The sequence below is a fragment of the Burkholderia sp. F1 genome (assembly GCF_050813845.1).
GTDB classification, from domain to species: Bacteria; Pseudomonadota; Gammaproteobacteria; order Burkholderiales; family Burkholderiaceae; genus Burkholderia; species Burkholderia ubonensis.
This window is the reverse complement of the sequence record NZ_CP172421.1, coordinates 3,914,268-3,927,810: the sequence shown is the minus strand read 5'-3', so window position 1 is coordinate 3,927,810 and position 13,543 is coordinate 3,914,268. Positions and strand designations below refer to the sequence as shown.

Here is a 13,543-nt window from a genome sequence, read left to right as displayed (position 1 = left end):
GGCGATTCATCCGGGCGGGCGCCGGTCCCGTGCAATGCGAGCGACGATTTCGCGCTTCAGCAGGCGCGCGATCAGCGCCGAGTAGAACACGTTCCCGAGCTGCGGCGCGATCGCGCCGACCACGACGGCGACGGCCATTGGCCATGGCTTGGCCGACACGCAGCGTGCGGCAAAGTGGATTCCGGCATAGATCGACACGGCCGTGAGTGCTGCGCCCGCCAGCGAGCCCAGCCACGCGAACGCAAACGCGACGTTGTAGCGGCGCAGCGAATCCCGCTTGATCCGCTGCATGACCGAACGGATGTCGGCGCGCGAAAGGGCGCGCAATGCCGGCACGAATCGGCCGGCGATGGACGGGTAGATGATCATGGGATGGCGATGGTTGCGTCAGTTCGTGGACGAGGGCATCCCGATTCTAGTGACTCCGTTGGGGACTGGCCATCGGACGCGTTCCAATGTGCAGGTACCTGCGCGGCTTCGAGCGCACCAATAAAAAACGGGTGGCCCCGCCGGAGTCGCCCGTTTCCCGTTCGATGCCGCGTGGCGCTTACAGCACGTAGCGCGACAGGTCCTCGTCCTGCGACACCTCGCCGAGCGCACGGTCGACGTATTTCGCGTCGATCGTCACGCATTCGCCGGCGTGGTTGCCGGCCGCGAACGACACTTCCTCGAGCAGCTTCTCGATCACCGTGTACAGGCGCCGCGCGCCGATGTTCTCGGTCTTCTCGTTGACCGCGTACGCGATCTCCGCAAGGCGGCGGATGCCGTCTTCGACGAATTCGAGCTGCACGTCCTCGGTCGCGAGCAGCGCCTGGTACTGCTTGACGAGGCTCGCGTCGGTCGCGACGAGGATCGCTTCGAAGTCCTTCACCGACAGCGATTCCAGTTCGACGCGGATCGGGAAGCGGCCCTGCAGCTCCGGAATCAGGTCGCTCGGCTTCGCGAGATGGAACGCGCCGCTTGCGATGAACAGGATGTGATCGGTCTTCACCATCCCGTACTTCGTGTTGATCGTCGTGCCTTCGACGAGCGGCAGCAGGTCGCGCTGCACGCCCTGGCGCGACACTTCGCCGCCGCTGCCTTCGTTGTTGCGCGACGTGATCTTGTCGATCTCGTCGAGGAACACGATGCCGTTCTGCTCGACGTTCTGCACGGCCTTCGTCTTCACTTCCTCTTCGTTCAGCATCTTCGCCGCTTCCTCGTCGGTCAGCAGCTTCAGCGCTTCGCCGATCTTCACCTTGCGGCGCGTCTTCTTGCCGGAACCGAGGTTCGAGAACATCGAGCGGATCTGCTCGGTCATCTCTTCCATCCCGGGCGGCGCCATGATGTCCATGCCGATCGTCGGCTGCTCGAGGTCGAGCTCGATTTCCTTGTCGTCGAGCTGGCCTTCGCGCAGGCGCTTGCGGAACGTCTGGCGCGTCGCGTTGTTGTCGTCGTTCGCATGCTCGGCGTTCGCGCCGAAACCGACCGCGCGCGGCTGCGGCAGCAGCAGGTCGAGGATGCGGTCCTCGGCCTGGTCGGTCGCCTTGCTGCGCACCTTGCGCATCTCGGCTTCGCGCGTCTGCTTGACCGAGATATCGATCAGGTCGCGCACGATGCTGTCGACGTCGCGGCCGACGTAGCCGACTTCGGTGAACTTGGTCGCTTCGATCTTGATGAACGGCGCATCGGCGAGCTTGGCCAGACGCCGCGCGATTTCGGTCTTGCCGACACCCGTCGGCCCGATCATCAGGATGTTCTTCGGCGTGATTTCCGTGCGCAGCGGATCGGCGACCTGCTGGCGGCGCCAGCGGTTGCGCAGCGCGACGGCCACCGCCTTCTTCGCCTTGTCCTGGCCGATGATGTGCTTGTCGAGTTCCGAGACGATCTCGGCAGGGGTCATGGTGCTCATGTTTCGTTCCTTACTCGATCGTTTCGATCACACGGTTGTGGTTCGTGTAGATGCACATGTCGCCGGCGATCTCGAGCGATTTCTCCACGATCTCGCGCGGCGACAGCTCGGTGTTGTCGACGAGCGCGCGGGCCGCGGCCTGCGCGTACGCGCCGCCCGAGCCGATCGCGCAGATGCCGCCTTCCGGGTCGAGCACGTCGCCGTTGCCCGTGATGACGAGGGTGGTGCTCGCGTCGGCCGCGATCAGCATCGCCTCGAGGCGGCGCAGCATCCGGTCGGTGCGCCAGTCCTTCGCGAGCTCGACGGCCGCGCGGGTCAGGTTGCCCTGGTGTTTCTCGAGCTTCGCCTCGAAGCGGTCGAGCAGCGAGAACGCATCGGCGGTGCCGCCCGCAAAGCCGACCAGCACCTGGTTGTTGTAGATCCGCCGCACTTTCCGCGCGCCACCCTTCATGACGATGTTGCCGAGCGTCACCTGGCCGTCGCCGCCGAGCGCAACCTGGTTGCCGCGCCGGACCGAAACGATGGTCGTGCCGTGAAATTGCTCCATCTGCGTTCCTTGAGAAAAACGGGGAAGAGGCGGCGGCGCGCCGCGCCGCCGCGTGAATCGCGGTGCGCCGGGGAGCGGCCCGGCGCGCATGCGTTTCATTTTAGGGCGCACGCGGGGATATCAAGAGCGGAGGGCGGAATTCGCCCGGCCGGAAAAACAAAAAGCGCGCGGAAGGCCGCGCGCTTTCGTGAAGCAGCGTGTCTGGGCGGAACGCCGGCTGCTCAGTCGCCGAACAGCTTCTGGCGCAGCTCGCGGCGCTCCTGTGCCTCGAGCGACAGCGTCGCGGTCGGCCGCGCGAGCAGGCGCGGAATGCCGATCGGTTCGCCGGTTTCCTCGCACCAGCCGTAATCGCCGGAGTCGATGCGGGCGAGCGACTGCTGAACCTTCTTGAGGAGCTTGCGCTCGCGATCGCGCGTGCGCAGCTCGAGCGCGTGCTCTTCCTCGATCGTCGCGCGATCGGCAGGATCGGGCACGATCACCGTCTCGCGGAGGTTCTCGGTCGTCTGGCCCGCATTGTGGAGGATTTCCGCCTGCAATTGTTCGAGCCGAGCTTTGAAGAAGGCGAGCTGATCCTCATTCATGTAATCCTTGTCGCTCATCTTCAGGATTTCGGCTTCGGTCAAGAGTTTCTTCGTCATCTGCTTGCTTCTTCAATGTGCGGCAAACGAAACATATTGCCTGCACTTTGGGATTACCCGCAACTGCGCTTGCAATCATTTGCGTTTGGCGACTGCGGGGCCGAAAGCCTCTGGAAAAACCGGTTCTCAAATACCAGGACGGGCCTGGCGCCGACTTGCGCGCGCGGCGAACCGGTTTGCTGCGCGGCTGATCGCATCGGACGCGGCCTGGCCGGATGCGGAGCTGTTGCGATGCCCGGCACTGCGCTTCTGCAAGAACCGGGCCTGTCTTTTACCGTACTCCAGCGGGCACGTATTGTAACTGAATCGCAAGTCTGCGCCGTATCGGGTCGATCCCCGTCGGCTGCGCCGATATCTTGAAAATATAACCTGCAAATCGCGAAAAAGCGATGACGGCAAAACCCTTGCAGGAAGCGGCTCCCGGCCGCCGCCGACGGCCCGTTGGCGGCCGGCGGCGAAGCGGCGCGGATGCGCGCTCAGGCGAGGCAGGCGTCGAGGCCGTCGGTGATCAGGTCCTGCGGCAGATCGACGCCGATGAACACCATCTTGTTGGTTTTCTTCTCGATCGGCAGCCATTTCGCGGCCAGGTCGCTGCCCATCATCTGGTGCACGCCCTGGAACACGACCTTGCGGTCGACGCCCTTCATGTACAGCACGCCCTTGTAGCGCAGCATCCGCTCGCCGTAGATCTGCAGGATGCCGCCGAGGAAGTCCTCGAGCTTGTTCGGATCGAACGGGCGGTCGTTGCGGTACACGAACGACTTGATCTTGTCGTCGTGGTGCGCGTGGTGGTGGTGGCCGTGCGCGTGATCGTGGTCGTGGTCGTGGCTGCAGTGGCCGTGATCGTGGTCGCAATGCGCGTGGTCGTGATCGTGGTCATGGCCATGGTGCGCGTGCTCGTCTTCGGCGAGGAAGTCCGGATCGATCTCGAGCTTGGCGTTCAGGTTGAAGCCGCGCAGGTCGAAGATTTCCTTGATGTCCGCGTCGCCGAAGTTCACGACCTTGATCGCCGCCCGCGGGTTCATGTGCACGAGGCGGTGCTTGAGCTCGGCGACCGTCTCGTCGTCGACGAGGTCCGACTTCGTGATGAACAGGCGATCGGCGAAGCCGACCTGGCGCTGCACGACTTCGTGCTCGTCGAGCTGCGCGTCGGCATGCTTCGCGTCGACGAGCGTGATGATCGCGTCGAGCAGGAAATCGTCGGCGATCTCGCTGTCGATGAAGAACGTCTGCGCGACCGGGCCCGGGTTCGCGAGGCCGGTCGTCTCGATCACGATGCGGTCGAAGTCGAGCTTGCCGTCGCGCTTCTTCGCGGCCAGGTCGCCGAGCGCGCGCGCGAGGTCGCCGCGGATCGTGCAGCAGATGCAGCCGTTGCTCATCTGGATGATCTGTTCGGTCGTATCCTGCACGAGGATTTCGTTGTCGATGTTCTCTTCGCCGAACTCGTTCTCGATCACGGCGATCTTCATGCCGTGCTGTTCGTTCAGGATGCGCTTGAGCAGCGTCGTCTTGCCGCTGCCGAGGAAGCCGGTGAGGATGGTGACGGGAGTGGCCATGTCGGTCGCCTGTGGTTCGTGAATCGGGGTCAAAACCAGGATGTGCGTCGCGCCCGGCAATCCGGGCGCACAACCATTCATTGAAACATATCTGTCAAGCCCCCGCCCTTCGGCCAACCGGCCGGCGGGAGCGGCTGCGCGCGAAGATCGGGGCGATCAGACGATTTGCAACAGCAGGCCCTTCAGATATTCGCCTTCCGGGAACGCGGACAGCAGCGGGTGATCGACGCCCGCGCCGAGGCGCTTCAGGATGCGCGCGTCGACTTTCGCGTCGGCGGCCGCGCCGGCGACGATCTTCTGGAACAGGTCCATGTCGATCGCGCCGGAGCACGAGTAGGTGAACAGCAGGCCGCCCGGGCGCAGCAGCTTGAAGCCGCTCAGGTTGATGTCCTTGTACGCGCGGGCCGCCCGGTCGACGCTGTCGCGGGTTGGCGCGAACTTCGGCGGATCGAGCACGATCAGGTCGAAACGCTCGCCTTCGTCGACGAGGCGGCGCAGCGTCTTGAACGCGTCGGCGTCGAGCCAGCTCGCGCGGGCCGGGTCGAAACCGTTCGCGACGACGTTCTGCTGCGCGAGCGCGAGCGCGTCGCCCGACGAATCGATCGACACCACGCGCGCAGCTCCCCCCTTCAGCGCGGCGAGCGAGAAGCCGCCCGTGTAGCAGAAGCAGTTCAGCACGTCGCGCTCGTTCGCGTACTGCGTGACCAGCGCGCGGTTGTCGCGCTGGTCGACGTAGAAGCCGGTCTTGTGGCCGTTCGGCACGTCGACGTGGTAGCGCACGCCGTTTTCGTTCGTGATCAGCGTCGCGGGCGGCGGGTCGCCGGCGAGCACGCCGGTCGTCTGCTCGAGGCCTTCCTTCTCGCGGATCGACACGTCCGAGCGCTCGTACACGTTCGGGCAGCCGGTCGCGCCGACGAGGGCCGCAACGATCGCATCCTTCCAGGCTTCGACGCCGGCCGCCATGAACTGGCAGACGAGCTGGCCGCGCGGCGACGCGGCGCCCGAGTCTTCGACGTAATGATCGACGATCAGCCCCGGCAGCCCGTCCGCCTCGCCGAACACGAGCCGCACCGCGCCGGTGCCCGAGACCATCGTGTTGCGATGCGCGACTGCGCGCTGCACGCGCCGCTTGAAGAACGCGTGGTCGATCGGCTCGTTCTCGTCGAAGCTCCACACGCGCACGCGGATCTGCGAATGCGGGCTGTACGCGCCGCGCGCGAGAAAGCGGCCGTCGTGCGCGCGCACGATGACGGTCGCGCCGGGCGCGGGCTTGCCGTCGACGCGGTCGATCGCGTTGGCGTAGATCCACGGATGGCGGCGCAGCAGCGATTTGTCCTTGGACGGCTTGAGTGTGACGGTTTGCATGGCTTGATCGAATTGGGCCGCGCCCCGCGGGGACTTCGTCCGGTCGTCGGGCGCGGCGGGTAAACACGGAAAGCGCGGGTCAGTCGCGCTTCTTCGCGCGCGGATGCGCGCTGTCGTAAATCTTCGCGAGGTGCTGGAAGTCGAGCGACGTATAGACCTGCGTGGCGGCGACGCTCGCGTGCCCGAGCAGCTCCTGCACCGCGCGCAGGTCGCCGCTCGACTGCAGCACGTGCGTCGCGAACGAGTGGCGCAGCACGTGCGGATGGACGTGCGCCGGAATGCCCGCGGCGAGCGCCGCGCGCTTCACGCGCTCGCGCACCACGCCGGGCGACATCCGGTTGCCGCGCACCGACAGGAACAGCGGATGCGGATCGTGCTTCACGAACTCGCCGCGCACCGCGAGCCACGAGTTCAGCGCGTCGATCGCCTTGCGGCCGACCGGCACCTTGCGCTCCTTGTTGCCCTTGCCGCGCACGGTCACCTCGGCCTCGGCGAGATCGAGCCAGCCGGCCGAGCGGTAGCCGTCCGCCTGCGTGTACATGACGTCGAGCCCGATCAGCTCGGCCAAGCGCAGGCCGGACGAGTAGAACAGCTCGAGGATCGCGTGGTCGCGCAGGCCTTCGGTCGTGCCGGGCAGCGGCGCGTCCATCAGCGCCGTCGCGTCGTCGACCGACAGCGCCTTCGGCAGCGTCTTCGCGCGCTTCGGCGCGCGCACCGCGGCGACCGGGTTCGCGGGCATCTCGATGCGCTGCGCGAGCCAGCGGTAGAACGCGCGCCACGCGGACAGCCGGTGCGAGATCGAGCGCGCGGACAGCCCGGCCGCGTGCGCGCGGGCGACCGCGCCGCGCATGTCGACGGCGGTCAGCGCTTCGAGCGGCCGGCCGGCGGCCAGCTTCTTCAGTTCGTCGAGCTCGTGCGTGTACGCGCGCAGCGTGTGATCCGACAACTGCCTGACGTGCTTCAGGTTCGACAGGTAGGCGGCGATCGGATCGTCGGACATCGCGGGAATCAGTGCGGCAGCAGGCGCGTCAGCGCGGCGCTCGCGAGCGTCGCGATCTGCGCGAGGAAGTCGGTGGCCATGCCTTCGTGGAAGCGGCGCGGGTCCGGCGAGCCGAGCACCAGCAGCCCGAACGCGGGTGCGGCGGCGCCGGCCTGCGGCGCGCGCAGCGCGAGCAGCGCGACCGACGCGGCCGCGCCGTCGCCGGCCGGGGCCGTGTCGCCGCCGTCCGTCGCGTTCGCGGACGCGGCGACCACTGGCGCGAGCCACTGCGCGGCCTCGAAGCCCGTGTTCGCGCCGCAGTACGGCGTCGCGAGCCCGTTCGTGAAGAGGCGCACTTCCTCGCCGACCTGGCGCGCGAAGTCGGCCTGCGCGTAGGTGTCGGCGACGTCCCACACGCGCAGCGCGGTTTGCGGCACGTCGAACACGTCGGCGAGGCCGTCGGCGATCGTGCGCGGCAGCGCGTACGGATCGCGCTCGGCGATCACGCGCGCGGTCCAGCGGCTGAACTTCGCGGACAGGCTGTCGTTTTCGTGGCCGTAGCGCACGAGCTCCGCGAGCCTGCGCTCGAGATGCTTGTTCTTGTCGCGCAGCATCTCCATCTGCCGCTCCTGCAGCGAGATCGCCGCCTTGCCGTGCGGGTTCGCAAGGCGGATCGTGGCGAGCAGTTCGGCGTGCTGCGCGAAGAATTCGGGATTGGCGAGCAGGTAGTCGGCGACTTCGCGATCGTTCATGGGACAGGAGCGTTCAATCAGGACAGTGAATGGGTCAGGCGGCCAGGTCGATCTCGCCTTCGAAGACAGTCGCCGCGGGGCCCGCCATCATCAGCGGCGCGGCTTCGTCGCGCGCGCCGTCCCAGCTGATCGTGAGGGTGCCGCCATGGGTGTGCACGGTCACGGGCGAATCGAGCAGGCCGCGCCGGATGCCGGCCGCGACCGCCGCGCATGCGCCGGTGCCGCACGCGAGCGTCTCGCCCGCGCCGCGCTCGTAGACGCGCAGCTTCACTTCCGAGCGCGACACGATCTGCATGAAGCCGGCGTTGACCCGCTGCGGAAAGCGCGCGTGGCGCTCGATCAGCGGGCCTTCGGCGAGCACCGGATAGCGTTCGGCGTCGTCGACGATCTGCACCGCGTGCGGGTTGCCCATCGACACGGTCGAGATCCAGCGCGTGGCGCCGTCCACGTCGAGCGGCCAGAGCGTGTCGCGGCCTTCCGCGCGGCCCGCGAGGCCGGACGCTTCGAACGGCACCTGCGCCGGCTCGAACACGGGCGCGCCCATGTCGACGACGACCTCGCCGTTCTCCTGCATCGTCAGCGTGATCAGGCCCTTCATCACTTCGACGCGCACGCTGCGCTTGCCGGTCAGGCGCTTGTCGAGCACGAACTTGACGAAGCAGCGCGCGCCGTTGCCGCAGTGTTCGACCTCGCCGCCGTCGCAGTTGAAGATCCGGTACTTGAAGTCCGCGCCGTCGACGGTCGGCTTCTCGACGAGCAGCAGCTGGTCGGCGCCGACGCCGAAGTGGCGGTTGGCGAGTGCGCGCACCTGCGCTTCGGTGAGCGGCGGCAGCGCGCGGGAGTAGCCGTCGAGCACGACGAAGTCGTTGCCGGCGCCATGCATCTTGGTGAACGAAAGCTTCACGGGTCCCGGGATTCCATTGCAAACAGGGTGCTCAGCGCGGCAGGCTCGTCGCGGCGCGGTGCCGGAAGGCCGTTTGCGTCACGCTGATCTCAAGCGCGAATGATACATGCAGCCGTCATGGCCGTCCCGTGCGGTCGGGGCACGGCGCGTGTCGTGATGGCCGATTGGCCGTCTTGTTGGAGGAGGGGCGGCGGTTTTAGGCTGGCTGGGCATGGCGTGCTGGTGCGTGCGGCGAAGGGGTCATCGATCCCGGCGCGTTTGACATGTCAGGCAGACGATGCGTATAGTGTGGCTATACGCTATACAGGCGAGGCCGGCGGCCATCGCGACTCGAGTGTAGGAGGTCCATGATCAAGTCATGGCAACACAAGGGGCTGGAAGCGTTTTTTCTCGGCGGGAGCAAGGCGGGCATCCGGCCCGATCATGCGCCCAGACTGGGGCGGCAGCTTGCCCGGCTCGATCTGGCGAGCGCGCCGCTGGACATGAACGTGCCGGGATGGCGGTTCCACCGGCTCGAGGGTTCGCTCGTCGGCCACTACGCGGTCAGCGTCAACGGCAACTGGCGGTTGACCTTCAGGTTCGACGGGCCGGACGCCGTCCTGGTCGATTACCAGGACTACCACTGAGGTCGCTCAAAGGCATGACACGCATTTTCAATCCGCCGCATCCGGGCGAGGCGCTGCGGGAGGATGTGCTTCCGGCGCTTGGCCTGACCGTTACCGAGGCCGCGGCCCAGCTCGGCGTGACGCGCGCGGCGCTGTCCCGCGTGCTGAACGGTCACGCGGGCATTTCGCCGGAAATGGCGCTGCGCATCGAAGGGTGGCTCGGCGTGGAGAACGGCGGGCGCGCGGATCTCTGGCTGGCCCAGCAGGCCGCTTACGACCTCTGGCAGGCGCGCGCGAAAGGCATGCCGAAGGTCGTGCGGGCGCACGCGCGGGCGTGACGGCCGGGCGTGCGAGCCGGATCAGTACAGGCCCGGCTCGCCGGGCGGGCGGGTCTTGAAGCGCTTGTGGACCCAGTAGTACTGCTCGGGCATCAGCGGAATCTGCTCTTCGAGGAATTCGTTCATCCTGCGCGCGTCGAGATCGTCGTCGCCGGTCGGATACTGGGCCCACGGCTTGAATACCTTCAGCCGGTAGCCCTGGTAGTTCGGCAGCACCTCGCCGATGAACGGCACCACCTGCGCGCGGCCCGTCTGCGCGAGCCGGCCGACTGCCGTCAGCGTGCACGCGGGCACGCCGAAGAACGGCACGAACGTCGAATTGCGCAGCCCGTAATCCATGTCGGCGCCGAGCATCACCGGCTTGCGGTCGCGCAGCCAGCGCAGCACGACGCGTGCGCTGTCCGCGCGGCCGACCATCTCGGCGTCGAAGCGGCCGCGCGCCTCTTTCGCCGCTTCCTCGAGCACCGGGTTCGTGAACGGCTGGTACAGCGACCCGCAGCGGCGCTGCAGCGAACGGTTGAGCCAGATCGAGCCGGCCTCGATGCCGACGAAGTGCAGGCCGAGGAACAGCGTCGGCGGCAGGTCCGGATCGGTGAGATCGATCGCGCTGTCGACCTGGATCAGCTTCTCGAGCTTTTTCGCGGAGCCGAACCACTGGACGCTGCGCTCCACGTAGCTGCGGATCGCGTGGCGGAAGTGCTGCCCGGCGACTGCCTCGCGGCGCGCGTCGCTCCAGTCAGGAAAGCAGAGGGTCAGATTGGTGTGTACGATGCGCTTTCGCCGGCTGGGAATCTGGTAGAGCAGCCAGCCGAGGCCGTCGCCGAGCCGCGCGGTCAAGCCGTACGGCAGCAGCGCGAGCAACTTCAGGAAGCCGATGGCGAGATGCGTGCAGAGGCGGCCTAGCATGCGAAACCTCCGTGATTCCGGCGGGCCGGCACATTGGGAACAGGGTTGAAGGACAGCGGAACATGCGGCACGGGCAACGCTCTGTGACAATTCTGGAAAGCCGCTATAATACGGGCTTCGCCGAGTTAACTGACAACTTGCGGGGCGAAGCCGGCTGGCGCGAAGCGCGCTGCCCGGTACTGGTAATCCGCTAAAGCGTCGCCACTTCGGGCTGCTAGAAGATGGCTACGTGAAGCCAACCGTAACCACACAAGGAGCCTCAAAAAGTGGCAAACGATTATCTCTTTACGTCCGAATCCGTCTCCGAAGGCCATCCGGACAAGGTCGCGGACCAAATCTCGGATGCGATTCTCGACGCCATCCTCGCTCAAGACAAATACTCGCGCGTTGCGGCCGAAACGCTGTGCAACACGGGTCTTGTCGTCCTGGCCGGTGAAATCACCACGACGGCCAACATCGATTACATCCAGATCGCGCGCGACACGATCAAGCGCATCGGCTACGACAACACCGACTACGGCATCGACTACAAGGGCTGCGCGGTGCTCGTCGCGTACGACAAGCAGTCGCCGGACATCGCGCAGGGTGTCGACCGCGCGCACGACGACAACCTCGACCAGGGCGCGGGCGACCAGGGCCTGATGTTCGGTTACGCGTGCGACGAAACGCCGGAACTGATGCCGCTGCCGATCTACCTGTCGCACCGCCTCGTCGAGCGCCAGGCGAGCCTGCGCCGTGACGGCCGCCTGTCGTGGCTGCGCCCGGACGCGAAGTCGCAGGTGACGGTTCGCTATGTCGACGGCAAGCCGGATTCGATCGATACCGTCGTGCTGTCGACCCAGCACGCGCCGGACATCGACCTGCCCGCGCTGCGCGAGGCCGTGATCGAGGAAATCATCAAGCCGACGCTGCCGGCCGACCTGATCAAGGGCGACATCAAGTTCCTCGTGAACCCGACCGGCCGGTTCGTGATCGGCGGCCCGCAGGGCGACTGCGGCCTGACGGGCCGCAAGATCATCGTCGACACGTACGGCGGTGCTGCGCCGCACGGCGGCGGCGCGTTCTCGGGCAAGGATCCGTCGAAGGTCGACCGTTCGGCTGCCTACGCTGGCCGCTACGTCGCGAAGAACATCGTCGCGGCCGGCCTCGCGTCGCGCGCGCTGATCCAGGTGTCGTACGCGATCGGCGTCGCCGAGCCGACCTCGGTGATGGTCAACACGTTCGGCACGGGCCGCGTGTCGGATGCGACGATCACGAAGCTCGTGCGCGAGCACTTCGACCTGCGTCCGAAGGGCATCATCAAGATGCTCGACCTGCTGCGCCCGATCTACGAGAAGACCGCCGCCTACGGCCACTTCGGCCGCGAAGAGCCGGAATTCTCGTGGGAAGCGACCGACAAGGCGCTCGCGCTCGCGGAAGCGGCCGGCGTCGAGCCGGCGGTGCGCGTCGCGTAAGCGTTCGCCGCTCCAAACGAAAAACCCCGGCCATGCCGGGGTTTTTTTATTGCTGCCGTCGCGGCGCGCGGGCGCGGCGACGTTTGCGTGCGACGGTTTGCCGCGCTGCGATCAGCGTGCCGCGAACGCGAACCAGCCGGTGCTGGCGGCCAGGCGGCGCGGACGGTTGACCCGGCGCTGCGGGCCGCCGGCGCGGCGCAGCGCGAGTGCGCGCAGCGACGACGGCTTCTGCAGCAGCGAGCGCAGCCCGGTGCGGCGCGCGAGCGCCTGCGCGCTCATCAGCGAGAAGAACGCGTGGAACCACGCGCGGATGCCGTCGAGCCGCGCGGGCTGTTGCGTGCGCACGGCGAGCGCCTGCGCACGCGCGCGGTGATGGCGCAGCGGGCGAAGGGGAACGGAGGGCACGACGTGCTTCGCAGCGCGGCTGAGACGGGAAGTCAGACGGAATGGCATGTAGATTGTGATGCTTTGCTCGAATGGATGGCGCCCTTGACGAACGCACTGGTATGTAACGGCCTCGGATGGCGCAGCGCATCGTATCCGAAGCGGCTGCGCGCCGCGCCCGCCAGAACTGACAGGCCGCGTCAGGCTACAGGGGATTCATGACGGGCAAAAGTCGCGGATAACCCTTGTGCCGCAAGGCCTGCATTACATACCGCCTGTCGCTGAGGCCACCGCGGACGCGCACAGTTCCCTTGCTCTGGATCAAATTGCCGAACGGCAATTCCCTGCGCACGACAATGGTGCTGCACACGTCATCCGGCGCCGTTTTACAATCGAAACATTCACAAGAAATATTTCGAGCGTCCCATGTCTTCTTTGCAGTCGGATTCGATTCGCGCGCAGGTGGCGGAACTGCGCGAGCAAGGCTTCGTCGTCGCCCGCGGGCTCGTGAGCGCCGAGCAATGCGCGGCGCTGAAGCGCGTCGCCGAGCGCCAGTTGCAGGAAGCCGCGCAGCCGATCGAGTTCGAGGCCGACCTGCGCTATCCGGGCGCGCCCGAGTCGAAGCATGCGCCCGGCGGCCACACGGTGCGGCGGCTGCTCGATGCGTACACGCGCGATCCGGCGTTCGCCGAGCGCGCGATCGCGCCGGAGATCGGCGCGTGGATGCGGGAGTATTTCGGCGAGCAGCCCGTGCTGTCGCGCGCGCATCACAACTGCATGATGACGAAGCATCCCGCGTACGGCAGCCTCACCGGCTGGCACCGCGATTTCCGCTACTGGTCGTTCGAACGCGCGGACATGGTGTCGGTCTGGCTGGCGCTGGGGACGGAAACGAACGAGAACGGCGCGCTGTGGCTGGTGCCGGGCTCGCATACCGCCGAATTCGGCGGGCAAGCGTTCGACGACGCGAAGTTCTTCCGCAGCGACCTGCCGGAGAACCGGAAGCTGATCGACGCGGCCGTGTGTCCGCCGCTCAACGCCGGCGACGTCGTGTTCTTTCACTGCAACACGCTGCATTCGGCGGGGCAGAACCGCTCGGATCAGGTCAAGTTCTCGCTCGTGTTCACCTATCACGGCGAGAGCAACCGGCCGATTCCGGGCACGCGTTCGGCGGCGAAGCCGGAAGTGCGCTTCTAGGCGCAGCGCCGGCCGTGCGGCCGCTGC

The 13,543-nt window shown here is 67.0% G+C and carries 15 protein-coding genes; 4 read left to right on the top strand and 11 right to left on the bottom strand.

The window, feature by feature from the left end:
* Positions 1-6: 6 nt before the first annotated feature.
* The 9 genes from ACFIMZ_RS18545 to dapF all read right to left on the bottom strand — a co-directional run bounded on the left by ACFIMZ_RS18545 (position 7) and on the right by dapF (position 8,632).
* A complete protein-coding gene (locus ACFIMZ_RS18545) occupies positions 7-369 on the bottom strand; it encodes a hypothetical protein (RefSeq protein WP_431820797.1) in 363 nt (120 codons plus the stop codon).
* A 178-nt stretch (positions 370-547) separates the two neighbouring features.
* A complete protein-coding gene (gene hslU / locus ACFIMZ_RS18540; RefSeq protein WP_431820796.1) occupies positions 548-1,891 on the bottom strand; it encodes an ATP-dependent protease ATPase subunit HslU in 1,344 nt (447 codons plus the stop codon).
* Between the two features lie 10 nt (positions 1,892-1,901).
* Positions 1,902-2,438 carry an ATP-dependent protease subunit HslV gene (gene hslV, locus ACFIMZ_RS18535; protein ID WP_431820795.1) on the bottom strand — a complete coding sequence of 179 codons (537 nt, stop codon included), beginning with the start codon at positions 2,436-2,438 and terminating at the stop codon, positions 1,902-1,904.
* A gap of 221 nt (positions 2,439-2,659) precedes the next feature.
* Positions 2,660-3,076, bottom strand: coding sequence for an RNA polymerase-binding protein DksA (dksA, locus tag ACFIMZ_RS18530; RefSeq protein WP_059611863.1), 417 nt, complete (start codon positions 3,074-3,076; stop codon positions 2,660-2,662).
* A 476-nt stretch (positions 3,077-3,552) separates the two neighbouring features.
* Positions 3,553-4,713 (bottom strand): CobW family GTP-binding protein, encoded by a 1,161-nt coding sequence (locus ACFIMZ_RS18525; protein ID WP_431820794.1) that lies wholly within the window; start codon positions 4,711-4,713, stop codon positions 3,553-3,555.
* 75 nt (positions 4,714-4,788) lie between these two features.
* Positions 4,789-5,997 (bottom strand): class I SAM-dependent rRNA methyltransferase, encoded by a 1,209-nt coding sequence (locus ACFIMZ_RS18520; RefSeq protein WP_431820793.1) that lies wholly within the window; start codon positions 5,995-5,997, stop codon positions 4,789-4,791.
* Between the two features lie 79 nt (positions 5,998-6,076).
* On the bottom strand, positions 6,077-6,997 hold the full coding sequence (xerC, locus tag ACFIMZ_RS18515) for a tyrosine recombinase XerC (RefSeq protein ID WP_431820792.1): 921 nt from the start codon (positions 6,995-6,997) through the stop codon (positions 6,077-6,079).
* Between the two features lie 8 nt (positions 6,998-7,005).
* Positions 7,006-7,728 (bottom strand): DUF484 family protein, encoded by a 723-nt coding sequence (locus tag ACFIMZ_RS18510; RefSeq protein WP_431820791.1) that lies wholly within the window; start codon positions 7,726-7,728, stop codon positions 7,006-7,008.
* Between the two features lie 34 nt (positions 7,729-7,762).
* Positions 7,763-8,632, bottom strand: coding sequence for a diaminopimelate epimerase (gene dapF, locus ACFIMZ_RS18505; RefSeq protein ID WP_431820790.1), 870 nt, complete (start codon positions 8,630-8,632; stop codon positions 7,763-7,765).
* A gap of 347 nt (positions 8,633-8,979) precedes the next feature.
* Here dapF and ACFIMZ_RS18500 point away from each other — a divergent pair, with 347 nt between their 5' ends.
* Together ACFIMZ_RS18500 and ACFIMZ_RS18495 are read left to right on the top strand one after the other, a co-directional pair.
* A complete protein-coding gene (locus ACFIMZ_RS18500; RefSeq protein ID WP_431820789.1) occupies positions 8,980-9,258 on the top strand; it encodes a type II toxin-antitoxin system RelE/ParE family toxin in 279 nt (92 codons plus the stop codon).
* A 14-nt stretch (positions 9,259-9,272) separates the two neighbouring features.
* Positions 9,273-9,575, top strand: coding sequence for a HigA family addiction module antitoxin (locus ACFIMZ_RS18495; protein WP_431820788.1), 303 nt, complete (start codon positions 9,273-9,275; stop codon positions 9,573-9,575).
* A 21-nt stretch (positions 9,576-9,596) separates the two neighbouring features.
* On the opposite strand, the gene ACFIMZ_RS18490 is transcribed toward ACFIMZ_RS18495, so the two are convergent.
* Positions 9,597-10,481, bottom strand: a complete 885-nt coding sequence (locus tag ACFIMZ_RS18490; protein WP_431820787.1) for a lipid A biosynthesis lauroyl acyltransferase — start codon at positions 10,479-10,481, stop codon at positions 9,597-9,599.
* A 266-nt stretch (positions 10,482-10,747) separates the two neighbouring features.
* Here ACFIMZ_RS18490 and metK point away from each other — a divergent pair, with 266 nt between their 5' ends.
* Positions 10,748-11,935, top strand: a complete 1,188-nt coding sequence (metK, locus tag ACFIMZ_RS18485) for a methionine adenosyltransferase (RefSeq protein ID WP_431820786.1) — start codon at positions 10,748-10,750, stop codon at positions 11,933-11,935.
* Between the two features lie 111 nt (positions 11,936-12,046).
* On the opposite strand, the gene ACFIMZ_RS18480 is transcribed toward metK, so the two are convergent.
* Complete coding sequence (locus tag ACFIMZ_RS18480; RefSeq protein WP_431820785.1) at positions 12,047-12,388, bottom strand: hypothetical protein; 342 nt, start codon at positions 12,386-12,388, stop codon at positions 12,047-12,049.
* 357 nt (positions 12,389-12,745) lie between these two features.
* Here ACFIMZ_RS18480 and ACFIMZ_RS18475 point away from each other — a divergent pair, with 357 nt between their 5' ends.
* Positions 12,746-13,516, top strand: coding sequence for a phytanoyl-CoA dioxygenase family protein (locus ACFIMZ_RS18475; protein WP_431820784.1), 771 nt, complete (start codon positions 12,746-12,748; stop codon positions 13,514-13,516).
* The last annotated feature ends 27 nt before the right edge of the window (positions 13,517-13,543 follow it).